Below are 24,152 nucleotides of genomic sequence, written 5' to 3' on the forward strand. Positions count from 1 at the left end.
TAATATGTTCTTCTCGGCTCGCTTAGGAGACGAAGGAATTATTTCGAATTTGAACTACGCTTTTCGTCTCGTCAATATTCCACAAGCGATTTTCGCTGTGACGATTGCGACGATGGTCTTTCCGATTATCGCCAAAGCACATGGTGAGCGCAACATGAAAGAATTTAAGATAGGAATTGAGAAAGGGTTATTATTTTTACTCATCTTTTTAACACCTGCTTTAGCAGGTATGGTTACTTTAATGGATGAGTTAGTTGAACTCGTCTATCAGCGCGGTAAATTTACTGCAACGAGTACAAGTACCGTCGCTTCTTATTCCATTCTTTACATCGGCTCTACTTTCTTCTATTCTATACAAGCTGTCATCGCCAAAGGTTTCTACACGTTAGAAAAAGGTCATTATATGATGAGAATCGGAGTTTTATCTATTGTTTTGAATATCGTTTCAAACTGGATATTTTCTCAACAATTTGGCGCACAAGGAATTGCAATATCAGCATCTATCGTCGCGTTAATTTATTCACTCATTACCTTCACAACATTTTGGAAACTTGTTGGTGGCTTAAATCGTCGTTACTTATTGAAAAACACATTGCAAGTCGTCATCGCTACTGTTATGATGACTATTTTAATCAATATTGCTGATCGCTTTACCGATATTGCTGAGTTGCCACCATTGTTGCATATTTTGACAATTGCTTTGCCAGGTGTCATCATTTACTTCGGCGTACTCATGTTATTTAAAAATGAATTCGTTAAAACGATCATATCTAAAGGAGGAAGTTCATCGTCTATTCGATGATTACACATGACTTATGAAAACAACGATTAAACAGATGGCCGAGCGAATGAATCGCATCGACACATTCTCACCTTATTTTTTCTTACCATTTATTTTGATGCTGTATTTCTTTGTTAGTTTATTTGATTTCCACCGTTTTGAACTTTTTAATGTAACGGTTTCAATTTGGCCAGCAGTCTTTGTAGCGCTTGCCAGCTATTATGTGACTGTCTACTTCGTTGACAAAAAAGGATGGACATTCCCGACATTCGGCCTTTCCTTTTTACGTGGTTATACGATGTGGGCGATTTATTTACTCGGGCTGATTGGACTTGTCGCATACATTTCAATGATTGCAGGCGGCGAAGTTGGAATTACGGACGAATCGATTCGTCGAAATTTAGATCCGAAATTGAACTTCTTAAGTCAATTACTTTGGTTCTCCACAATGCTGATCATCTCGTTAAAAATTATTCAAGATGAAAACATGTCAAAAGGAAAATTACTCATGTACGGAGCGCTTTATGGTGGTTTAATGTTCCTTTACTTATTGATGGGATACCGTACTCCAATTATCGTTATGCTCTTTACAGGATTAATTATCTTCCACTACGTCGTGAAAGAAATTAAGTTAACCTGGTTCCTAACTACTCTACTCATCATTGGAATATTCTTTTCTCTCTTCGGATTTTTCCGTGTTATTTCAGAGGATACATCACTCGACTTTAACTCTCGCGAACAGCCAGATGTCGAATTAACAAAAGAAAAAGAAAAAGAATTAATTACTGTAGAACAAAAAGTAAACTCCGTTCCGAAATGGATACGTTCTTTAAATGGTGAAGCCGTGACAGGACATATCGTTTTAAGTAAAATTATTGAATATACACAAGAAGAAGGTTATTTAAACGGGGAAATTCATGCGGGGATTTTCGCTACATTACTTCCTGGTGAACAAACATCGCCTCGTATGAAAGTAACCGAAGTCGTTAACTCATTGAGTGTCGAAGAAGGAAAATACATTACGCGCCCAACGCGAACAACAACACCGACTTATATTGGACAACTCTTCTTAGACGGCGGTTACTTACTCGTCGCTTTAGGATTCGCTTTCTACGGCTTTATCATCGCTTTACTTTACAATCAGGTGAAAAATGCCGGCATTCGCAGTTACCAATCCGTCGCATTCGCATTCGTCTTAACTATTTTTACTGTGACGATGCATACAGGTTTACTCGACTTAATCTTCGTCTTAATGATTGGCTTCGTTATTTTGACAGCTTCAATCAATCAAGCACCAAAGAAAAAAACACTATAATTTTCAAAGCGAACTATTTCTTTCAGAAATGGTTCGTTTTTTTATTTTTCTGTTAAATTTATCGCTCCAAATTATATAGAAACGATTAGAGTTTCTAATGTTTCAAATAAGAAAATTAAAAAGGACTTGATTTCCTTCACTAAATTCTCCAAAATGTGAAGGAGCAGATTAAATTCACCAAAGAAAGGAATTTTTACATGTCAAAACACATCTCTACTTTTTTAAGTGTTATGGCCATTATTTATATTTCTTTTGCCCTACACCTTTATTTTTTCATTTATAAAGTACCTTTTTTTTACCCCTATAGCGACACTTTTGATCAATATATAATTTTCAAAAAATTTTTAACTAGCCAATATCTTGCAGGTAATTTTGAATGGTCTTGGGCCTACAGCTTAGGTGGAGATATTTTTGCCCAATTTATTTATTACTATGCGACTTCTCCCTTCCTATGGCTTTCTTTATTATGGAACGCAGAGACATTTGAGCAGCTTACGCAAGTCTCCCTTTTCTTAAGTATATTGAAATTCATTTTAAGTGGAGTCTTATTCTATGCTTTTATGAAACAACTTAAACGTTCAAACTTGTCTTCATTGGTTGGAGCTTTCATTTATATCGGTTCTACTTATCTCATGCAACGATCTTTCACAGATGACTTTATGGCGGATGCTTTTGTTTATTTACCACTCGTTATGATTGGAATAGAACGACTCTTGCAAAAAGGAAGACCGACATTATTCATTGTTTCTGTCTGTATTATGGTGCAGTCTAGTTTTTATTTTGGATATATTACAACCATTTATTTAATAATTTATACTCTTGTTTCTTTTTTTACTCGTTTAAAGGAAGACGTTTGGATTTCGAGATGGACGAACGGTTTTAAGGTAGCTGGCTACTACATACTAGGACTATTACTTGCTTCATATAGTTTTATACCAGCGATTTATCAATTTTTAAATGCGTATCGTTTTGATAAAGAACATATCGTCGCTTGGCTTTATCATACGGAATTTTATTACAATATGCCCGCTAATGTCTTTTTGACCATTTCGACTATTACTATCCCTGTTATTGCACTGTTTTTCTTACTTGTTAGTGCCACAAAGCGACATATTATTCCGCTTCGTTTCCTTATAATGACTTTTATTATGTTGCTTTTTTATCAATCTCCTAAAATCGATTCAATGTTTAACGGTTTCTCTGCACCGAGTTTTCGTTGGGTTTATTTACTTATTTTCTCAATCTCCATTATCTCTGTTTACGTATTAGACGCGATTGCCAAACAACGAACCGTCCACCCGATGTACTATATTGCTTATATCACTTTTTTCGTTTATGCCTATTGGTGGACAGAAGGGTTCCCACAGTTTAGAGAATTGCCTTACGGAAAATATGTGCTTATTCTTCACTTCATCATGCCCATTGTATTTTACATTCCTAAACTCTCACCAACAACGAAGCGAGCTTTCATCGCATGTTTTGTCGCAGTGATTATAACGATGCAACAACTTTATTTTTTATTAACGGTCACTTTCGAGCCAGACGTACTTTTGACGAGAATGGATAACACGTATCGCAACGAAAATTATTTACATACTGAACAACAAGTTGCCGAGTATGTAAAGGAACAGGAAGGTTTTCATCGCCTGCAATACTATCAACCCTATGCGTTTCAGACGCAAGGATTTAGTAAACATAATTTAGGATTACTGTTTGACGTACCGACGACCGCTTCTTATCATAGTTTACTCTCGCAGCAAGTCGGACGCTTCATTTATGAAGATTTTAAAATTAAGCAATTTGATTCTTTGAGTCATTTTTATAATTTAGATGAGCGACTCTATATTCAAAGCTTTTTAAAAGCTGATTATTTAGCAATTGAAGACCACTTTGCATATCGCCCTAAAGGATATACACTTGTAGAACACATCGCCGATCAATATATATACCAAATCGATTACCCTTTCCCATTCGCTTACGTCCAAACTGATGCAATTGCAAAAGAAGAATGGGATGAAATGTCTGTCGGTATGCGTGAAATGTTGTTAACTCAAGCTTACGTCATAGATGATGTGACAACATCTTCCTCTAATTTTGATTTGCCGACTACATTATTTGAACAAACAGTTCCTTTCAAAGAATATTTAACAGATGGTATTTTACATGTTAATGGAGACGAGCAATTGACAATTCCATTTACAGAAGTTGTGGATGAACATCATAATCTTATTTTGACAATGCAATTAAAAGAAATAAATGGCGCTGAATTTTCAGTCGATATTAATCGAAATGAATTAAAGAAACGACGAGATGATTATATTTACTCATTGCCTATTGATCAATTTGCAATGCATATTCATTATGAGCCAGGAACCGCGGCTATTCAGATGCAATTGACGGAAGGATCTTATATCATCCGTGATTTAAAAGTAGAAAAATTACCGCTCGCTCCTTTAGCAGAGCATTCTGAACGAGCAAATCAAAATGCGTTTGAGCTTGTGTCTTTCAATCAGAATTCCGTTGAATTAAAAGGACATGCCAAAACAGACGGCATGCTCGTCACAACGATTCCGACAAGTCGAGGTTGGACCGCGACAATTGACGGCAAGACGGTCAAAACAAAAGAAGTTAACGAAGCTTTTGTCGGAGTTCCTGTACAACGAGGAGAACAAACAATTGTCTTAACGTATCAAAGCCCATTTTTACGTCTCGGCTTTGGAATTACAGCTTTCACATTGGTTTTTGTGATCTTACTCCATATTTTCACAAAGCAAAAGTATAAAAAAGAAGATTGAACCTTAAATATGAAAACGCATGAAATCATATCGAACATTTGATTTCATGCGTTTTATTTTAAGTTTCTCAAATTTATAATAAATTACAATTTCAACTGTATATTTCATTTTTTAAAAGCAAAAAAACGTTGACCGAAATAATTAATAAAGGTAAACAAAATCATACCGACGAGCATCGCAATGTTTTCCTGTACAGTAAGTGACATATCTTTCAACAAGAAAAGAACGATAGGCTTGGCAAGCCCGTATGCGATTAGATAACTCACGGCAATATTTAGCGTAAAACGAATCATCGAACGCCATGTTTCTCCTTTATGCTGAAACGTATAATATTTGTTTAAAAAATAACTTAAAATACTCGTTAAAAAATAGTTCATTCCAGAAGCGAACCAATAGGAAGCGGATGTGAAATTATAAAGTCCAAACATAATCGCCGTTCCGACAATCGTATTGATAATTCCAACAATTAAAAATCGATACATAGATGCGTCTATATATTTACGCATGTCGATTCTCCTGAGAAGTACGTTTCGAAATTAAATATCGCGGACGCCTTTTCGTTTCTTCATAAATTTTTGAAATATAATAACCGATTATTCCTAAACTCATCATCATAATACTGCCGATGCCGAGTAATAATAAAATAACCGTCGTAAACCCTTCTAGAGAGTTGCCTGTTAGAAATTGCCCAAGTGAATAGATTCCAAGACCGATGGAAAATAACATAAATAAAAAACCAACAAGTGTAACAATCTGCATAGGTAAAGCAGAAAATGATGTTACATTTGCAATTGCATATTTCATTAATTTAAGAGAAGACCACTTCGTTTCGCCATCATGTCGTTCTTGCACATGAAATGGGACGGTCGTTTGATGATAGCCGAGCCAATAAGATAGCGCTCTAAAAAAAAGCTGACGTTCAGGTAATTGTAAGTACGCTTCAATCGCAATACGATCCAATAACTTAAAATCAGAAGATGATTGCATATCAAATCCAGAAGCGCGATGAATCAAGCGATAAAATAATTTCGAGGAAGCCTTGTAGAAGATTCCCTCGTTCCCTCGCGAGGCTTTAATTCCTTCCACAATCTGATATCCTTGTTCCCATAAGCGATACATTTCTACCGCAGTTTCGGGAGGGTGTTGTAAATCGACATCCATCACGATGGCACATTCACCCGTTGCTTCTCGTAATCCTGCTAGAATCGCAGCTTCTTTTCCAAAATTTCTTGATAAATGAATCCCTTTTATTTGAGGATTTTTTGCGTTCATTTTTTTTATAATTGTCCATGTTGCGTCCGTTGAACCATCATTAACAAATAATAATTCATACGGAATGTCTTCCTTCGTAAACAATTCATGTAATACGGTCGCTGCATGTTCAACGACTGCTTCTTCATTGTACGAAGGTAATATGACGGAAAGTAACGACATCCATCTACCCTCATTTCTCTCTACTGCATTTTATTTGAGCGCTTTATACACGCCCAACAGACGGTATCATTATACCATAGGATAAATTGTTTTTTCATAATTCATACGATGATCATCCAATAATTCAAAAAGCACGAGACGTTTATTTACGTTCGTGCTTTTTTGCTTATTCGGCTACAATCGTTTCTTCTTCAAGCTGTTCCTTTTGTTCTATTTCCGTCTTCTCTTGTTCAACGGGTACGATTTCGTTTAGGTCATCGATCTCCTCTTTGACAGAAGGATTCGAAACTTCGGCTGGTGTTTGTTCATCTGTTGTAGGTGCTTGTTCGTCCTTATCTTCTTCGGGCTTCGCGAGCACAGGTGGCAATAAAGAAAGCGCAGCTTCTCCACGTCGAATGAAGGCTGACAATTGTGCTCGTGATACCGTGCGATACGGTTGGAATTGTCCTTGGACACCCGTTGTAATTTCAAAATCATGCAAGGTTTGAACAAATTTCGCAAAGTCTTCAGAAGCTTGAATATCTGTAAACGTTCCCTCTTTCCAATCCGAAATAGGTAAGTTAAATAAATGAACGATAATTTTAGCCATTTGGCTTCGCTTCAAAGGTTCGTGTGGACGGAATGTTCCATCGGAGTATCCAGTAACACCGCCGTATTGAACAAGCAACTGAATAGCATCATAATATTCGTCCGTAACAGGTACATCATTAAATTGCTGGATTTTTTCAATCTCTTCATTTTTCAAATTAAGTGCTAATGTTAACATTTTAGCAGCTTGTCCACGTGTCACTTCTCGATAAGGTTTGAATAGCCCATCTGGAAATCCTTTTACAACTTGTCGTTCTTTTAAATTAATAACATATGCATAAAAGTAATCTTTTTTGTATACGTCTGGGAATGGTTGGTTTGGATCCACAGGTGGCTTAGGTTTTTCTACAATAGGCGGTTTAGAAGCAATTGGCGACTTTACCTTCACTCGGTCAGCAAACTGTTTTAATGAGAAGCTTGGATCAATACCTTGTCTCGGAACGAATAATAAATTTGTTCCGAGCTTCGTACGCTCTGGCTTTGTCGTGTAAGCGAGACGAATTCCACTTTGCTTCAATAAACGTGCTGAACGATTGTCTGTTTGACCAAACGGATAAGCAAAATAAGGAGTTCCGTTTAGCTTTTCCCGATTACGTTTTAAGTCTGCTAGTATTTCAGCATCACTTTTCGCCACAAAAAAGCTCTTATTTTGCAAAGTTAAATTGTGTAAAGCATCTGTATGAGCATGATATTGGTACACATCTTTCATCTCTGCCATCTCTTGATTACTTAAAAAACGCAACCGCTTATGATCAAATGGAAGAGGCTCTTTCGGCGTACGTCCCGTAATAATAAATTGATCGGCAATCATTCCATACTTTTTTAAAATCGGATATCCATGAACACGTGAACTGATATTGCCATCATCTAGTGTCAATAATACGGTACGCGCCGGCAAATTTTGATTACGATTTAAATATTTTTCTAAGTCGGACGTCGTTAATGGTGTAAACTGATTATCTTTTAAATATTTCATTTGTTGTTCAAATTGAACCGTCGTGAGCGTCGTATTTACATGTGCAAAAGGAGAATCTTTCTTTTCTGCTGGTGTTAAAATATGATGATACATCAACACAGGAATTCCTTCATCCAAGGCAGCTTTTGTTTTAGAAATATACCCCACTCGTCCTCCGACATCAACCATCCACCAAGACCCCCAACTTTGGACAACCGGGTAACGAAAACCTGCATCGATCTGAGCGAAAGGGCGTAACGTTCCTTTAGAATTATCGACGACAACGGTATCCGTCGTCGTATACACTACAGTGTTAGAATTTCGTTTTGTCATCGGAACCCCTCTAAATTCAGTTGTACTTAACTTCATTTCAGAGGTTTTCACATACCCTACTCCATTCCCCCACGTAATGACCCAGTATTCTCCTTGCTGTTTTTGAGCTTTTACAGCGTCTCCTTTCAATAATTGGCCCATTGGTAAATATTCATTATGCAATTCATAATGAATCGTTGCGCGCTCATTCACTGGAGTAATCCATTGCTCTTGTGCGAACGCTTCATTGGGCATGACGACGAAACTTATTAATAATACCATCACAATCCAAAATTTCTTCATTCCTTCTCCTCCTACACAATAAATTCCGACATTTTTTCTCCTGTCTTATGTTTCAGTATAGCATATTTACCTTCCACTTTTCCCCTTCTTCCGATACACTATTAGTAATGAATTTGCTTGAAGGAGGTACCTGTTTTTGCAAAATCAACCGAAACGTTTCCGCCTAGAAATTGAAGGAGTCCGTGCGATTGCTGCGATTTTAGTCGCTGTTTATCACATTTGGTTCAATCGCGTTTCTGGCGGAGTTGACGTGTTTTTTATTATGTCAGGATTTTTAATTACGACATCGCTCTTTTCGATGTATCGTAAACAAGATGGGATTTTTATTTTCCAATATATTGTGAAGTTACTGAAGCGTCTTATGCCTTCTGCTTGGTTTATCGCAATCGTAACGTTTATTGCGAGTTACTTTCTCGTTTCTTCTCATACGAGACCACAATTTTTCAATGAGTTGATCGCTTCGCTTTTTTATTTTGAAAACTGGCAACTCGCCAACGATGCGGTCGATTATTTAGCTCAAAATAACGAGGCATCTCCTTATCAACATTATTGGGCATTAAGTATTCAATTTCAATTTTATCTCATTTGGCTCTTCTTATTTAAAAGCGCTTTATTTGCGAAAAAAGCGATGAGCCGATTAAAATTTGAGCGACTCGTACTTGTGATACTCGTCATTGTTTCCATCGCTTCTTTTATTTATTCTGTTTACTTGACGAGCGTCAACCAGCCTGTCGCCTATTATCATACGTTCACGCGTGTGTGGGAATTCGGACTTGGTGGCATTATATCGATCATCATTCACCGCATTGAACTCCCGAAAGTTGTCGCATGGTTATTCGGCTGGCTCGGGTTAATTGGCCTTTTAATTGGCGGAGTCATCTTTCAAGTGTCGACTGTCTTTCCAGGATATGCGGCACTTTGGCCGACGATGTCTGCTGTGCTGATTTTACTAGCAGGAAATACGAGTCAAAAATGGAGTGCGTACAACTTACTCGCATCGAAACCGCTCGTATCGTTCGGTAAAATTTCATATGCCTTTTACTTATGGCATTGGCCTATTTTAATTTTGTTTTTCCATTATTTCGATCGCGGTACAGTTTCATTAAAAGCAGGTCTTGCGATTATCGCTTTAGCCACTGTACTTGCTTATGTCACAATTTACGGCATTGAACAACCATTGCGTAAAATCAACACGTCTTTCCGCCTAACAGTCATTCGTCTCAGTACGATTATTGCACTGGTCGGGAGCGGGTTGTGGATTTATCACGTCACGGTCATTCCACCACCGAATGTACAAGCATTACTCACGAGTGATAATCCGGGCGCATTGATTTATTTATCAAATGATGATTATAAAACTTACAATCGTGACACCCTCATACCTGATTTAACGACAGGTCAACATGATTCATCTGAAGTTTATAGAGATGGTTGCTTCACTATCGATGGACAAATCGATTTTGATTTATGTGAATATGGTGAAACAAAACAGTATGAAAAAACGATCGCATTAATTGGTGGCTCCCATAGTGCGCATTGGCAACCGATGCTCGACCAATTCGGAAAAGACAACAATGTTCGAATTACGACGTATTTAAAAGGAAAATGTCGCTTCACACTTGAAGATACGAGCGATCATCCAGAATGTCTCGATTGGTTCGATAACGTCATTGAACATGTTCTTGCGAATCCACCTGATCTCGTGTTCACGACAGGAGATATTTCTAAGTTTGACGGGGATACTTTGCCAGAAGGATTCGTCGACGCATGGAAAGTCTTTGAAGAGGCGAACGTTCCGCTCTTCCTCGTGCGAGATACACCGTGGTATCCGTACCGCATTCCCGATTGCTTACGAGAAGCGGATGGTGATTGGAATGAAGTATGTAAAATCCCACGCAGCGATATCGTTCGCGAACCGAGCTTACTGAGCACAGCATCCACTATTCCTACAAACGCCACCGTGTTCGACCCAACAGATTACTTTTGTGATGAAGAGTATTGCTATCCAATCATCGGCAATGTCATCACACATTTTGACAGCAACCATATTACGGCCTCATTCTCACGCTCCTTAGCACCCATTATGGAGAAGCCGTTAAAACAAGCATTACAAATGAAATCTTAAAAAAGGGGAATAAAATCATAAATGATTTTATTCCCCTTTTGCGTCTATAATATTAGCAGAAATTAATATAAACAAATTATTTAATTATTTTTTAATACGCTACTTTGCGTCCGATGTAAATGTTCTAACAACTTCTCTTCAATTTTCACAAAATTTCTTTCTTCTAAAGCTTTTACTATAGCTGTGTGTTCTTCAATAACCTCAGCCATACGCCCCTCTTTATAAAGTGCTTTATGACCGATTAATCGAGTTAAATCATACATATTTAAAAGAACCTCTTCTAAAAAAAATAACTCTGCAATACGAATTGGTTTAAAATGAAATTGTTGATCTAACTCAATGAAAACGATGGGATTTTTATCTTCTACGCACTGTTTTTGTTGTTCAATTAAATCATAGAAGTCAGCGATGATTTTTTCATCAAGTTTTTCACAAATATTTTTATACCCTTCCAATTCAATCACTGTTCTTAAGAAAATAATTTGTTCTTTTTCACTTTCTGAAATTTCCCGGACTTTAATACCTTTTCTAGGTATTAATTGTAGTAAACCTTCCTTCACCAAGTCAGCTACTGCTTCTCTAACAGGCGTTCTCGAAGTATTTAATGTTTCAGCCAAGAGCGTTTCAGTTAAAATCATATCGTGTGGGATATCATTTTTAAAGATTGATTCTTTAAGTTGAAGATATACAATTTCTTTTGTTGTTCTTACTTTATTAACAGGTTCTATATTTAACAATTTACTCACCTTCAATCCTTTCAATGTATACACAGTACATCATACATTAAAACAGGATTAAAATACAACCTTGTTACATTTTCTGTATAATATGCTTGTGATCTTAACGATATAAATGAGGAACGCGACTTTTAAAAACAGGAACTTTTTCTCTAATTTCTTTTACTTCAGATATATTAAGCTGAGCCATTAAAGTTTGTTCAATCTTTTCTCCTGAGACAATTGTATTTCCCCAAGGATCGATTACTTTTGAATTTCCTCCATATTCTACTTGTTCATGTTCTCCTACATTATTACATGATACAACAAAAAATTGGTTTTCAATTGCTCTAGCGTACTGTAAAATATTCCAATGAGTCAAACGACTTGTTGGCCATTCCGCTACTACAAATAATACTTCTACTCCTTTTAATGCTAGAGGTCGAATAATCTCAGTAAAACGTAAATCATAACAAATAATTAATCCACACTTGATACCGTTCAATTCAAATATTTCTGTTTTACGATTCCCCCCAGTCAAATATAAATGCTCATTTAACATAGGAACCATGTGAATTTTCTCATAATAATGAACTACTTCTCCCCTTGCATTAATCACTATGGAAGAATTATATATTTTACCTTCTCGGCGATTTGCATATGACCCTCCAACAATATTAACATTATAATCTTGTGCCAATTGTTTCAAGAACTGTCTCGTTGGCTCGTAATCCTCATCTGCTATTTGCTCAAATATAGGCAATGTATATCCAGTTGTCCATAACTCTGGTAAAACGATAGTTAAAGGTCTATCTCCCTCTAAATTAGATACCCATCTTTTTACTTTCTCACGATTTTCTTCTGGCTTACCAGGTACTATTTCCATTTGATAAATTGCTACTTGCATAATATCTTCTCCTTTCCTCAACGAGTATTTAATTCTGTATACTGCCCTTTATAAAAACAGAGTGGTTTTTCTTCATCCCCAAATGTGATACCTTTTACTAAGCCGAAGAAGACCGTATGATCGCCAACAACTTCTTCCTTATAAACTTCACACTCTAAAGCAACAAGTGCTCCTTCAATCAGTGGAATATCACGTGTACTATAGTGAAATGTGCAGTCTACATCAGTAGAATTCGTTTTTTGACCAGCGAATAGTCTAGAAATGTCTTCTTGTGCTTCGCTAAGTATATTGATTCCGAACCTTCCATTTTTTTGTATCATATTTAATGTATGCGCTCGCTGATCTACACAAATTGAAACAATCGGTGGTTCTAACGAAACTGACGAAAATGAATTGGCCGTCATCCCATGAACTTCAGAATTGCTATCTTTTACAGTAACTACTGTAACACCGGTTGCAAATGTTCCCATCGCATTTCTAAATTGTTTAAAATCAAAATTTGTCATCTTTTTACCTCACTTTATAATTTAAATAAACTTGGAATAAATAATGATATTGCTGGAATAAAAGTAACAAGTAACAATACAATAAAAGCAATAATCAAAAACGGCATCATACTCTTAACTAAATCCCCAATTTTTACTTTTGTAATGGAGGATACAATAAATAATACAGTACCTACTGGAGGAGTTAATAAACCAATCGTTAAATTTAACACCATAATAACTCCGAAATGAACGGGATCAACTCCAAACTGTACAGCAACTGGTAGTAATATAGGAACCAGCAAAATTAATGCTGCTATTCCTTCTAAAAACATTCCTACAATCAGTAGAAGTATTGTAGCCAATATTAAAAACATATATTGATTGCTCGCGATAGATAAAAATACATCAGCAATTAATTGTGGGATTTGTTGAAAGCTTAGTACCCAACCAAATATATTAGATGTTGCTAGTAAAAATGTAACCGTCGAGGTAGTTATCACAGTACGATAAATAATCTCATACATATGTTTCATTTTTAAATCTTTATAAATAAACATACCTACTAAAACAGCTACAAACGCTGCCATTGCTCCTGATTCAGTTGCTGTAAAAAATCCAGTAGTAATTCCGATTACAATAAATAAAGGAATTATTAGAGCAGGAAGAACATGCACAAAAGAGATCGACACTTCTTTTACCGTTGATTTTTCAGAAGTAGGTAAATCTTCTTTTTTTGCTATAAAATAAATAGCAACCCCATACGCTATCGTTAATAAAATGCCCGGGGCAATTCCTGCTAAAAATAACTTTCCAATCGAAGTACTAGCAGTAACTCCAAATATAATAAAAGGCATACTTGGAGGGATTAAGGGTCCCATAACTGAAGAAGCTGAAGTTAATGCGGCGCTAAAATCTTTTCGATACCCTTCTTTCTCCATTGCAGGTACCATAACTTTACTCATCACTGCTGACTGAGCATTTGCTGATCCAATAATAGATGCTAAAAACATGTTAGCTACAACGTTTACATAACCTAATCCGCCCTTCAAGTGTCCTAAAATCACTTGTGAAAAATCAATTAATCTTTTCGTTATTCCACCTTTATTCATGACTTCCCCCAAAAAAATAAACATTGGGATTGCTACTAAGCCAAAATTTTGTAGGCCATTAAACATTCGAGAAGGCATCGATTCCATTACATTAATATTTTCACTTAAAAAAACAAATCCAACGGTAGTCATCCCTAACACAAAGGCAATAGGTACTCCTAAAATCATAAGGAAAAAAAACAAGAAAATAGGTATCATATTTTTTCCTCCCTGTCAGTTGCTTTGTCAAAGAGGTGCCCTACTGAAAATATAATCATAAATAAAAAACTGATAGGAATAATGCTGTAGATCCAAAACATACTAACTTTTAAAGTCGGTGAAACCATATTTTGAACACTCGGGCTTCCTAACCATTTAATAGAGTAGATAATCATTATGCTCGAAAATAAAATAATAAGAAATTGATTTAAAAAATGAATATACTTAACTGTACGTAATGGTAATTTATCTAATAGAATTGTTACAGCAGCTAGCTCTGAACGCTTCAGAGCTAGTGCTCCTCCTATAAAAGTTAGCCATGCAAATAAAATTAAGGATAATTCATCTGCCCAATAGACAGGACTTTTTAATACATATCTAAAAATAACTGCCACTACGACGTTAATCATTAACAAGCTACCGATAAAAACTCCGCTCCACATCAGAATTTTCTCAATATACTGAATAATTAGAGTGAAAAAATTTTTACTTTTTCGTTGAGTTACCATTATGATCACCTACTTCGTCCGAATATCCTCTGCTTTCTGTAAAAAGTTTTCTAATTGGGGATAATTTCCTCCCCATTTTTTATGCAACATTTGAACCGTATCAGAAAATTGTTCTAAATCAGTTAGTTGATGAATAGTCACGCCATACTTCTCCTCACCTTCATTTAGTAACTGTTGTTCATTTTTTTCTACTAATTCAAAATTTTCTTTTGTTTTCTCTGTTACAATTTCTTGCAATAGCAATTGATCTTCTTCACTTAAAGAATTCCACAAATCTTTATTAATTAAAATTCCGGCGACCCATAACATATGTTTACTTGGCGTTAAGTCCTTGGCGATTTCTGTTAAATTTTCAGAAACGACTCCTTCTGAATCAATGTCTACTCCTTTAATAACTCCCGTTTGGAGAGAGGTGTACACTTCAGTTAACGGCATAGGTGTAGGTGCAGCCCCCAAGTCATTCCAAAAATCCAAAATTGTCGGGCTAGGAGTTGTCCGTATTTTATATCCTTTAAAGTCTGTGGCTTCTGTAATCGGAGTAGTTGATAATAGGTAGCGAAATCCTGAACTTGCATATCCTAGACCAACTACATTTTCATTTACTAAAGTATCAAACAAACTCATTGATTCTTCACTAATCGCTAATTCATACCCTTGCATTTGAGTGTCTACAAGGAATGGCATTAGCCAAGATGAGAATGCGTCAGAAGAAGAACTAAGTTGAGCTGTTGTGATCATTGCTAAATCTAAACTGCCCGTATTCACCTGCTGGAGCATATCTGCTTCATTACCTAATTGTCCCGCTGGAAAATATTGAGCTTTAATACGTCCATTTGTTCTTTTTTCTAATTCTTCTCCAATCGCAACAAATGTTTTACTTAATTGTGCTGTTTCCTTAGTAATATTCCCCATTTTTAAAGTGATAGTTTTACTACCTTCAGATGAATCGGTTTGTTTTCCTCCTTCATCATTGGAACAACCTAACAACATCAAAATTGTAACTAATAGTACCCCTATAAGTTTTTTCATGTTATTCCTCCCAGATCTTTACTTTGCATAATAGCGCACTTCAAATATTTTACATCCATTGGGTGAAATCCATGGACCATGTTTCATCCCTGGAGGACGACATGCTACCATTCCTTCTTTAAATTCTTCATTTAATTCCAAATCTACGATACTTCCTTCAATAATATATAATTCTTCCCAAAAATCATGAACTTGAATACCATTTGCTGAAGTGTCTGTTTTAGGCTCAAATTCCAACACTCTCGTTGCGACTCCTGTTTTTTTATCTTGGGCAATAATTCTTTGCGAAAGTCCAACGACAGGTTTTAAATCGTGCTTTGCAAACTGTGTAAAGGGCACAAATTCTAATTCTTTTTTCGCTTCTTCTAAATCTTCATGATTCGAATAATAGCGTACCTCAAATATTTTACATCCATTAGGCGAAATCCACGGCCCATGCTCCATCCCTGGAGGACGACATGCTACCATTCCTTTTTTAAACTCTTCATTTAATTTTAAATCAATAATACTGCCTTCGATAATGTATAATTCTTCCCAAAAATCATGAATTTGAATGCCATTTGGAGACGTATCTGTTTCCGGTTCAAATTCTAAAATACGGGTTGCAATACCGCTTCCCTTAATTTCTGCAATAACGCGCTGACTCAATCCTTGTACGGGTAATAATTCTTCTTTCGGAAAATTTTGAAAGGGAACAAACTCTAATTCTTTTTTCATATTAAAACTCCTCTTTTGAAAGAATACTTTATTGGTAGTAAAGATGTTATCTTTCGTATTTTTAACTTTTAGTATCTACTAATTCTTTCACTTCATAAATAAGTGTTAATTTCCTATTCAACTTTGGGTCAATGAGCTGAGCTTCAAACTTCGTACTATATAAAAACTCCTCAGATAGTAAAGGAATTGTCCCACCAAAAACTAAAACATTTTTTAAAGGGTAGTTCCTTTCTTCTAATACTTTTATTAAATCTTTGGGCAACATAAATGAGTCTAGTTTTCCATTTTGGTATAATATTTTTTCATTTTGATCATTAATAATCCAGCTTTTCAATTCAATTTCATCCCAGTGGTGGATAATTTTATCGACATCCCAAAACTCATTAGTAATAGGTTTGCCACATACTTGCTTAGACTTCTGAATAGAAAATGTTTCTAACTGACGATCGGTGTGATCACTCCCTAACCCTAAATACCATTTCCCTTTTTGTTCTAACAGAACAATTTCAGCTTCTCCACTACATTCTTTGCCAATTGTTGAAATCCTACCTTTTGTATCTAGTAACTCTTTAGATACATGATAAATCATGGGTATTTGAGGAGGAGGTTGAACACCAATTTCTTCCAATTCACGAATATGAGCTTTTAAATCTTCCTGATTACGTGAAGTATATCCCGCTATAACAAGGTCTTCTACACATACTTCTATTTGTTTATCATCTAATAACAATCGCATATACTCTCTCCTAAATCACATTTTTAATAGTTTTATCTGACTTTGTGTAAATATCATATTCTGATAAGCAATGCTCTACGAGTTTCTCATTTTCTTCAAAGTCATAATTCCGATAAGCATAGCCTTTAACGACATGAGCGGCTCCAGCATAAAACATTTCATATTGTTGATGACGCCCTCCAAATTCAGAGCCAATGACTTCCCACACTAATCTCAATAACTTAACTTTTTCAATTGCCTCCATTGAATTAGCTGTACGAATGTATCGATTCATATCTTTCAAAGTTTCTTCACTTACTAACTCTTTATAAGAAGATGGAACTTGTAGAACTCCACCGCCAACTAGCTCTCTCAAAATTTGGATTACTTGAGAATAAAGTGTCGTTTGTCTTCCCATAGAACCATATAGAAACTTTGCATTAGGAATTGCAGTTCCATTGCTATCATAAGTACACATGTATTCAGATGCTAATAGCTGCCCTTCTACACTTGTCGAAATCGTTGCTAATTCAGCTAGTTTTTCTTGTACAGCTGGAATACGGTCGATTCCATTCACTCTTGCTACTTTTCTTGCTAATCCAATTGCAAATTTAATCTTTGTTGTTAACCTTACTTGAGCTTGATGATTGCCAATCCGATGAGCTGGTGTTTCAGTAAATTGAGCTCGTTGAACTTCTAAATTTTGATACACAAATACTTGTTCCCACGGAATAAATACATCATCAAAAACTACTAATGCATCACTCTCATCAAAACGGGTTGATAAAGGATGATCATAAACACTTTCTTTTCCTAAGGCATAGCTTGGTCTCGTATACAATTTCAATCCAGGTGTGTCTACTGGTACTGCAAAAGAAAGTGCATACTTTTCATCTCCTGGGAACAAAGGATTGATAACGCTTACAAATAAGTAATTCGACACTGCCGTCCCTGTTCCTAGCATATGAGAACCTCGAACTACAATACCATCTTCTTTTTCTTCATATACACCAGTAGCCAAAAATTCATCTTCTAATTCATGAACACTTTTACTACGATCAATTTGTGGTGGAATAATGACATAAGAAACATATAAATCATTGTCTCTCACATGTTTATAAAAATTTAATAAATTATCAGCGTATTGTTGACCACCACGTGCAAATACTTCAGGCATACTTGCGAACCCTGCTAAAAATCCAGCCACGTGGTCTGGAGATCTACCCACCATTCCATAAGTAGAGCGTGACCAACATTCAATTGCTTCTCGACGACTTTTAATATCTTCCATATTTTTAGGAATCATATAAATTTTATTTGCAACTGTTTGATCGTCAGTTTCATAAGTCATGTTATTTGTCGGATCCGCTGCAATATCATATAACTTTGCTATTGTAGCTACAATTCCTTGAAATGCTGGATGGTTCACGACATCAGTAACTTTCTCCCCATTCACAAAAATTGTCCGATTCCCTTTTAGTGATTCTACATATTGTTGACCATTTCTCACCATACATTTCCACCCCTATCAAATTTATCAACACAGTACTCTGTGTTATGTATACAGTATATTTATGTGGGGTAGTGTTGTCAACTCATTTTTAAACTTTTCTGATAATAATTTTTTTGAACTAGTAAAACGCTAATACACGGCGGTATTCTAAGCAATCTCAAAATCCTAAAATTAACTCAAAATAATTGGAATACACTATAGAACAGGCAACTTTTCTGAAATACCTAATTACATCTCTTAGAAAAGTGAAACGAGAGAAAAAATGAGACGAAGAAAAACTTATTTCGATAAATTTCAAGTTAACCGTTTCGATTTCGAGAAGCTTCTTTAGCTATTTCATCACAAATTACATATACTCAAACTTGGTCAAAATTTATAGAGTGTACTCGAGAAATAGAAGAAGATAAGATATTTTTTAATCAAGTGCGGTATGATATAGAAACTAAATAGCCTAGCACCGTTAAAGTTCCGGTGCTAGGCTATTTAGTTTCTATTTTCATTTTTATTCATATGCGTAGTTTATCTTCTACCTTGCAAACTACTCACTATTTATTGAGTTTTTTCTTGTAATAGAAGGCTCCTGAAATATAGAATCGCCTTTGAAAATCCATTGAATTACAATGGCACCTGTTATATTTCCTCCTGAACCTCTACAGAAGGGAATTCGGGGGCCTCTTCTCGTAAAGGTCTTGGTAATTTTACTTTAGAAATAAACTCCTCTAATGGTAAATACGGCTCTATCCCAAGTCTCGGGATTTCGTAAGGATTCGTATTTAACGTGACATATCCCGGTTTTGTTGTGTAAGCTAAACGAAAACCTGCCTTTTTCACAAGCTCGATTCCTTCCTCATCATATTGTCCAAAAGGATATGCTAAATAAGGAGTTTGATACAGCAGAGAGCGACTTAAACGTAAATCCGCTAACACTTCTTCTTTCGGTTTGACGAGCAAAAAAGGTTCTTTTTCTTCTGTTTGCCAATGTAACCCATGGGTATGGCTATGAAAACCATAATGGTCCGTCATCGCTCTCATTTCTTCATGACTTAAAAAATCTAAACGTCGGAAGTTAAAAGGAAGCGGCTCATCCGGTGTTCGTTCTGTAATCATAAATTGATCAATAAATAAACCATATTTTTGCAAGATAGGATACCCATATATGCGTGAACTAATATTTCCGTCATCCATCGTTAAAACAACTGCTTTTGCAGGAACATTGCGTTGTTTTTTCAAATATTGCTCTAAATCTTCTGTGCGTAGTGTCACATATCCCTCTTCATGCAAATAACGCATTTGCATCTCAAATTCCTCTGTCGTAATCGTAGAGGACGATTTTTTTAATGTTGATCCTTCTTTTTCTTCAGGCTTTAATAAATGATGATACATTAAGACGGGTATACCTCGATCGGGCTCTGTCGATTTTTTAGCAATATATCCTGATCGCCCGCCGACATTCACTTCCCACCAGTTTTCATTATATTCTCTAACAATAGGGTAACGAAACCCTGCTTCAATCGAAGCAATGGGAATTAGCTTTCGAAATGACCGTTCATAAATCGGGGTTTGTTCAATCGTATACACCATTTCATTCGATGGGTGCTTAATTGCGCGTTTTTTAATTTTTCGCTCTTGCTCCACTACATCTTCTTTACGCAAATACCCCGTGCCATTCCCCCATGCAATTTCATAATAGTCCTCTAGCTGTTGCAAAGGTTCTACTGGAGTATTAGCATATAGTGTTCCCATTGGATAGTAATCATTTAAATGTTCAATATAAATGGGTACCTCATCAGATTTCGCGACAATGGTAAATGTAGGAACTGTCATTCTCTCGTTAAGGTAAAACCCTAAACTGAACATGCTCACAACTAAAAAAACGAGCAATACCATTCGTTTCAATTGGGATGCCTCCTTCAATTTTCCTTGTGAAAATCGCCCTTCAAAATGCTTGAGCATTTTAAAGAGCGATTTACGACAATTGCTTCCCTTAAATATATGTTACTTGCTTTGAATCTTTACAGGGAATGTGCCTCCCTTTTCAATAAAGGTGTCATTTTGAATAACTGCAATTTTCAACGTTCCTGTTACTTCTTCTTTTTGTGGAATAGCTTTCACGTAAATTTTACCGTCTTTTACTTCTAATTGAATCGGGCCATTTTCAACGAGACTTTGATCGTTAAAAGTGATGACCACTTCACCGAAAACATAAGGTGCATCGGTTGCGACAGATGCCATTTGCACCGTCACTTTTCCTTTTTTAACACTTTCTCCGTCCACGTATGTGACTGGAACTGTTTCATCCGTTCCACCGACTTTTGCAATGACATTCATAACGCTTGTTAAATCAAATGATTTCGTTTCTTCTGTAATGGCAGGTTCAGAAGTAAATGTCACTTCTGTAATGCTCGGTGTTGTATCGACAACGTGAAACTTCACATCGCCTAATTTTTTCACGATTGCCCCTTTTGTTTCGATGATTTCAACGATAACTGTATCACCAGCTTTTGCAGTTTTCGCTAATTCAACCGTATCTTTATTCACCTTTGCTACTTTTTCATCTTTTGATACGAGTTTAATTTGTTCGCCGTCCAAAATAGGTTGCTGTGCTACTTCTAAACCATCGACGTCAAAAGCTTTCAGTTCAACCTTTTGTTTAGCATTACCATTCTTTTTCTTATCAAATACAGCATTCTCGACCGTCGCTTGATAAGAATGAATCTCTTGAGAAGCTTGGCGAACGTCTACATCGACCTTTCCAATTTCTACATTATCTGCATATACTGTAACATTTCCTTTTTGCTCAACCTTACTTGCAGGAAGTGTGATGATGTATTGCCCGACTTCTTTACCTTGTTTCACTTCAGCTGGACGCGCAAGCAATGTCGCTACATTTGGTTCCACTTTCAAATTCGCAACATGAATAGGTTTCGCCACGCCATATTGATCTTTCAACGTGACATGGAAGGTTTGTGATTTCTCTTTTGCAATTTTCACTTCTTTACGATCAATAGAAGAATTATTCGCGTCCACTCGACGCTCATCCTTCACTTTCACTTTATATATGCGCTTTAAATCCCCAATGCTGACGGTAATTTCCGCATTTCCTTTCGCTTTCGCTTGCAATTGATTTTTCCCTTTGATGGACAAGACAGCAGGTTGATTCACGCTTAAATCAAATGCTGTAATCTCTTTCATCTCTTTTTGCCCTTTCACTTTAGCAAAAAGACGAACATCTAATTCATCACGTAAGGCAATCTCATCCAATTGGACCGGTTGGCCATTCATACTTAACTCTAAACGCTCGATAGATTCAACAACTTGAGAATAATCGAGCACTGTCACTTTCGCTACTTTAGATTGAGCGACGACTTTTCCTTCTTTATTTAAAATATCGACTTCCACGTCAAATGTTGTATTCGCTTCAACTTTAGAATGAATTTGACCCGTTGTCGACGTAAGCGACGGCTCTGTAGCTCCCGCAAACACTTTTTGAGAGGCTTTAAACTTAGCAGTATACCCCTCTGGTAAATCAGCCGCTGTGATCTCTTTTTTATCGTCGTTCAACTTGAATGTAACGAATGATTTCAAATCGATCGTTTGCGTTGGGACAATCACTTTATCGATACTAATTTCCGGTTTTTCTTCCCCAGTTTTTGCATCATGGGCTTGCACTAAAAATTTCGCCATTTGGCTACGCTTCAATTCGCCGTATGGATTGAACTTAGAGACTGTTGTCAATCCATGTTGAGCCGCAATTTTTACATATTTCTGGTCTTTCTCATGAATGAGATTTAAATCTGTAATAGTGACCGCTTTTCCCGTATCTTCTAAGTTAAAGATTTCAACGACCATTTTCGCCATTTGGCTACGCTTCGTGTTGGCATTCGGCAATAATTGGTCTTGTGTAAAAGCTCCTGCATGTTTGACAATTAATGAAACATAATATAATTCTTGCTGGCTCGCATTTCCTGTTTTATAAGATGATGGAACATCTTTGAATGGCTTTACTTTCTTTTCTAACTGCTCTTTTTCAACAAATGCTTTATAATCCGCGATTGTTTTACCGCCTGTTACTTCACGCGCTAATGTTTTCGCTGCTTGACCGCGTGTAATCGGTTGGTCAGGGTTGAATGTAGGACGGTCTAAAAAATATCCTAATTCAATTGATTTTTCTACAAATGCTTTATCTGTTGGATGTAATTTATTAATATCTGTCGCTTTTGCAGCGAGTGCTGTTGTTGGCACGACAGACGTTGCGACAACAGCTGCAACAATCGTGCTCGTCAAAAATAATTTTTGGCTCATATGCTAATCTCCATTCTTCAATAAGATGTGTAATCTTTACACAATTATACCAAATGAACAATAAAAGAGATATCAGAAATAATAGCATTTTCATAACAAATTCCTTTATTCTACATCAGTCTAAAGCTTACAAAATTTATAGTTTAAAAGACATTCACTTTATCCTGAGGCAGAGATGTTGAACTACCACTAGGCTAAAGCCGTAGTGGATTCCTAAGTACAGAGCTCTAACGAACTCTAATTGATTAGGCGATCCCCGTAGTCCCTACGGTTAGAAGTCTTTCAGCTTCTTTTTTGAGATTAATACTTGCGTTAATATCTCTATCGTGATGGGTATGACATGACGGGCATGTCCATTTACGGAGATTAAGGTTTTTAACGTCTTTATTTTGGTATCCACAGTTTGAACAGAGTTGAGAACTAGCAAACGTTTTAGATACCACTATTACTTGCTTGCCGTACCATTTAGCTTTATATTCCAACATCGTTCGGAATTGATACCATGAAACCTCACTAATGGCTTTAGATAGTTTGCGGTTCTTTAGCATATTGGATACATGCAAATCTTCTATTCCGATCACATCGTGGTTTTTGATGATTTCAGTAGAGATTTTATGTAAGTAATCCATTCGTGCATTGACGATCTTCTCATGTAATCTTGCGACTTTCCGTCTTTGTTTTTGATAGTTTTTAGCTTCGCTTAATTGACATTTTCGTTTTATTGCTAAATCTCGTCTTCTGGATAATATACGCTGTTCTTTTGCTAATTTATCTTCTAGCTTACGAAACCATTTAGGATTACTAAATACTTCACCGTTCGAAAGAATCGCAAAGTCTTTTAATCCAAGATCTACCCCTATGGAAGAATTAGTTTTTGGTAGTTTTTCTACTTGGGTTTCCGCAAGTATAGATATGAAGTATTTTCCACTAGGGTTACGTCTAATTGTAGCGTTTAAAATACGTCCTTCTACTTCTCTACTTTTAGCGAATTTCACTAAGCCTAGTTTCGGTAATTTAATCGTATTTCTTACTATAGCGATATTGCCATTGACGTATTTCGTAACATAAGATTGAACTTTATTCTTTTTAGATTTAAAGCGAGGTGCTTTATTTTGTTTCTTGAAAAATCTACTATATGCGTCGGCTAGGTTTTTAAGAGAAGACTGTAAAGCGATACTATCTACTTCTTTTAGCCATTCCAATTCTTTCTTTAATTGTGTTAATTGAGAAGAACAAGTAGTATAGGTCAACCCTTTGCCTGTTTCTTCGTACGCATCTTTCCATTTAGCCAAAAAGTGATTAAACACAAAGCGAGAGCAACCGATGGTTTTAGCAATTAAA

Annotated in this window: 19 protein-coding genes; 4 read left to right on the forward strand and 15 right to left on the reverse strand. The window is 36.2% G+C overall.

Translation table 11 applies throughout. The features are described from left to right. The 3 genes from murJ to VIG73_RS05080 all read left to right on the forward strand — a co-directional run. Positions 1-802: murein biosynthesis integral membrane protein MurJ (murJ, locus tag VIG73_RS05070; protein ID WP_331639603.1), on the forward strand; the 802-nt coding region annotated here is incomplete at its 5' end. Positions 803-815: 13 nt separating this feature from the next. Next, a complete protein-coding gene (locus tag VIG73_RS05075; protein WP_331639605.1) occupies positions 816-2,096 on the forward strand; it encodes an oligosaccharide repeat unit polymerase in 1,281 nt (426 codons plus the stop codon). A 230-nt stretch (positions 2,097-2,326) separates the two neighbouring features. Next, positions 2,327-4,891 (forward strand): YfhO family protein, encoded by a 2,565-nt coding sequence (locus VIG73_RS05080; RefSeq protein ID WP_331639641.1) that lies wholly within the window; start codon positions 2,327-2,329, stop codon positions 4,889-4,891. Between the two features lie 104 nt (positions 4,892-4,995). On the opposite strand, the gene VIG73_RS05085 is transcribed toward VIG73_RS05080, so the two are convergent. The 3 genes from VIG73_RS05085 to VIG73_RS05095 all read right to left on the reverse strand — a co-directional run bounded on the left by VIG73_RS05085 (position 4,996) and on the right by VIG73_RS05095 (position 8,483). Next, a complete protein-coding gene (locus VIG73_RS05085; RefSeq protein WP_331639608.1) occupies positions 4,996-5,397 on the reverse strand; it encodes a GtrA family protein in 402 nt (133 codons plus the stop codon). Continuing rightward, positions 5,390-6,325, reverse strand: coding sequence for a glycosyltransferase family 2 protein (locus tag VIG73_RS05090; protein WP_331639610.1), 936 nt, complete (start codon positions 6,323-6,325; stop codon positions 5,390-5,392). The genes VIG73_RS05085 and VIG73_RS05090 overlap by 8 nt, the downstream gene beginning before the upstream one ends. Before the next feature lie 166 nt (positions 6,326-6,491). Beyond that, complete coding sequence (locus tag VIG73_RS05095; protein ID WP_331639612.1) at positions 6,492-8,483, reverse strand: S-layer homology domain-containing protein; 1,992 nt, start codon at positions 8,481-8,483, stop codon at positions 6,492-6,494. Positions 8,484-8,619: 136 nt separating this feature from the next. Between VIG73_RS05095 and VIG73_RS05100 the strand changes: the two genes are divergently transcribed. Next, complete coding sequence (locus VIG73_RS05100) at positions 8,620-10,608, forward strand: acyltransferase family protein (RefSeq protein ID WP_331639614.1); 1,989 nt, start codon at positions 8,620-8,622, stop codon at positions 10,606-10,608. A gap of 80 nt (positions 10,609-10,688) precedes the next feature. Here the strand turns inward: VIG73_RS05100 and VIG73_RS05105 are convergent, their stop codons facing one another. The 12 genes from VIG73_RS05105 to tnpB all read right to left on the reverse strand — a co-directional run. Further along, entirely contained in the window at positions 10,689-11,354 is a 666-nt protein-coding gene (locus VIG73_RS05105) for a GntR family transcriptional regulator (RefSeq protein WP_331639616.1), read from the reverse strand. Positions 11,355-11,448: 94 nt separating this feature from the next. After that, positions 11,449-12,231 (reverse strand): carbon-nitrogen family hydrolase, encoded by a 783-nt coding sequence (locus tag VIG73_RS05110; RefSeq protein ID WP_331639619.1) that lies wholly within the window; start codon positions 12,229-12,231, stop codon positions 11,449-11,451. A gap of 17 nt (positions 12,232-12,248) precedes the next feature. After that, positions 12,249-12,737: a flavin reductase family protein gene (locus tag VIG73_RS05115; protein WP_331639621.1), complete on the reverse strand. Its 489-nt coding sequence runs from the start codon at positions 12,735-12,737 to the stop codon at positions 12,249-12,251. Positions 12,738-12,751: 14 nt separating this feature from the next. Further along, complete coding sequence (locus VIG73_RS05120; RefSeq protein ID WP_331639623.1) at positions 12,752-14,026, reverse strand: TRAP transporter large permease; 1,275 nt, start codon at positions 14,024-14,026, stop codon at positions 12,752-12,754. After that, a complete protein-coding gene (locus VIG73_RS05125) occupies positions 14,023-14,436 on the reverse strand; it encodes a TRAP transporter small permease (RefSeq protein ID WP_331639625.1) in 414 nt (137 codons plus the stop codon). Before VIG73_RS05125 ends, VIG73_RS05120 begins: the two co-directional genes overlap by 4 nt. A 108-nt stretch (positions 14,437-14,544) precedes the next feature. Beyond that, positions 14,545-15,564, reverse strand: a complete 1,020-nt coding sequence (locus tag VIG73_RS05130; protein WP_331639627.1) for a TRAP transporter substrate-binding protein — start codon at positions 15,562-15,564, stop codon at positions 14,545-14,547. A gap of 18 nt (positions 15,565-15,582) precedes the next feature. Beyond that, a complete protein-coding gene (locus VIG73_RS05135) occupies positions 15,583-16,281 on the reverse strand; it encodes a hypothetical protein (RefSeq protein ID WP_331639630.1) in 699 nt (232 codons plus the stop codon). 61 nt (positions 16,282-16,342) lie between these two features. After that, a complete protein-coding gene (locus tag VIG73_RS05140; protein WP_331639632.1) occupies positions 16,343-17,017 on the reverse strand; it encodes a DUF2848 family protein in 675 nt (224 codons plus the stop codon). Between the two features lie 10 nt (positions 17,018-17,027). After that, the gene (locus VIG73_RS05145; protein ID WP_331639634.1) at positions 17,028-18,509 is read right to left on the reverse strand and encodes a 4-hydroxyphenylacetate 3-hydroxylase family protein; all 1,482 of its coding nucleotides are present in this window, start codon (positions 18,507-18,509) and stop codon (positions 17,028-17,030) included. Positions 18,510-19,139: 630 nt separating this feature from the next. Beyond that, complete coding sequence (locus VIG73_RS05150) at positions 19,140-20,396, reverse strand: polysaccharide deacetylase family protein (protein WP_331639643.1); 1,257 nt, start codon at positions 20,394-20,396, stop codon at positions 19,140-19,142. Between the two features lie 108 nt (positions 20,397-20,504). Further along, the gene (locus VIG73_RS05155; RefSeq protein WP_331639636.1) at positions 20,505-22,811 is read right to left on the reverse strand and encodes an S-layer homology domain-containing protein; all 2,307 of its coding nucleotides are present in this window, start codon (positions 22,809-22,811) and stop codon (positions 20,505-20,507) included. Between the two features lie 245 nt (positions 22,812-23,056). Continuing rightward, on the reverse strand, positions 23,057-24,152 hold a 1,096-nt coding region (gene tnpB, locus VIG73_RS05160), incomplete at its 5' end, for an IS200/IS605 family element RNA-guided endonuclease TnpB (protein WP_331639639.1).

Origin of the sequence: Cerasibacillus sp., assembly GCF_036516575.1 — a bacterium.
In the GTDB taxonomy this organism is placed as follows: domain Bacteria; phylum Bacillota; class Bacilli; order Bacillales; family Amphibacillaceae; genus Cerasibacillus.

Bases quoted from the DNA above. Each gene is read 5' to 3' on its own strand.
- VIG73_RS05075 (WP_331639605.1), top strand. From the start codon at position 816: ATGAAAACAACGATTAAACAGATGGCCGAGCGAATGAATCGCATCGAC.
- VIG73_RS05080 (WP_331639641.1), top strand. From the start codon at position 2,327: ATGGCCATTATTTATATTTCTTTTGCCCTACACCTTTATTTTTTCATT.
- VIG73_RS05085 (WP_331639608.1), bottom strand. From the start codon at position 5,397: ATGCGTAAATATATAGACGCATCTATGTATCGATTTTTAATTGTTGGA.
- VIG73_RS05090 (WP_331639610.1), bottom strand. From the start codon at position 6,325: ATGTCGTTACTTTCCGTCATATTACCTTCGTACAATGAAGAAGCAGTC.
- VIG73_RS05095 (WP_331639612.1), bottom strand. From the start codon at position 8,483: ATGAAGAAATTTTGGATTGTGATGGTATTATTAATAAGTTTCGTCGTC.
- VIG73_RS05110 (WP_331639619.1), bottom strand. From the start codon at position 12,231: ATGCAAGTAGCAATTTATCAAATGGAAATAGTACCTGGTAAGCCAGAA.
- VIG73_RS05115 (WP_331639621.1), bottom strand. From the start codon at position 12,737: ATGACAAATTTTGATTTTAAACAATTTAGAAATGCGATGGGAACATTT.
- VIG73_RS05120 (WP_331639623.1), bottom strand. From the start codon at position 14,026: ATGATACCTATTTTCTTGTTTTTTTTCCTTATGATTTTAGGAGTACCT.
- VIG73_RS05125 (WP_331639625.1), bottom strand. From the start codon at position 14,436: ATGATTAACGTCGTAGTGGCAGTTATTTTTAGATATGTATTAAAAAGT.
- VIG73_RS05130 (WP_331639627.1), bottom strand. From the start codon at position 15,564: ATGAAAAAACTTATAGGGGTACTATTAGTTACAATTTTGATGTTGTTA.
- VIG73_RS05135 (WP_331639630.1), bottom strand. From the start codon at position 16,281: ATGAAAAAAGAATTAGAGTTTGTTCCCTTTCAAAATTTTCCGAAAGAA.
- VIG73_RS05140 (WP_331639632.1), bottom strand. From the start codon at position 17,017: ATGCGATTGTTATTAGATGATAAACAAATAGAAGTATGTGTAGAAGAC.
- VIG73_RS05145 (WP_331639634.1), bottom strand. From the start codon at position 18,509: ATGGTGAGAAATGGTCAACAATATGTAGAATCACTAAAAGGGAATCGG.
- VIG73_RS05150 (WP_331639643.1), bottom strand. From the start codon at position 20,396: ATGGTATTGCTCGTTTTTTTAGTTGTGAGCATGTTCAGTTTAGGGTTT.
- VIG73_RS05155 (WP_331639636.1), bottom strand. From the start codon at position 22,811: ATGAGCCAAAAATTATTTTTGACGAGCACGATTGTTGCAGCTGTTGTC.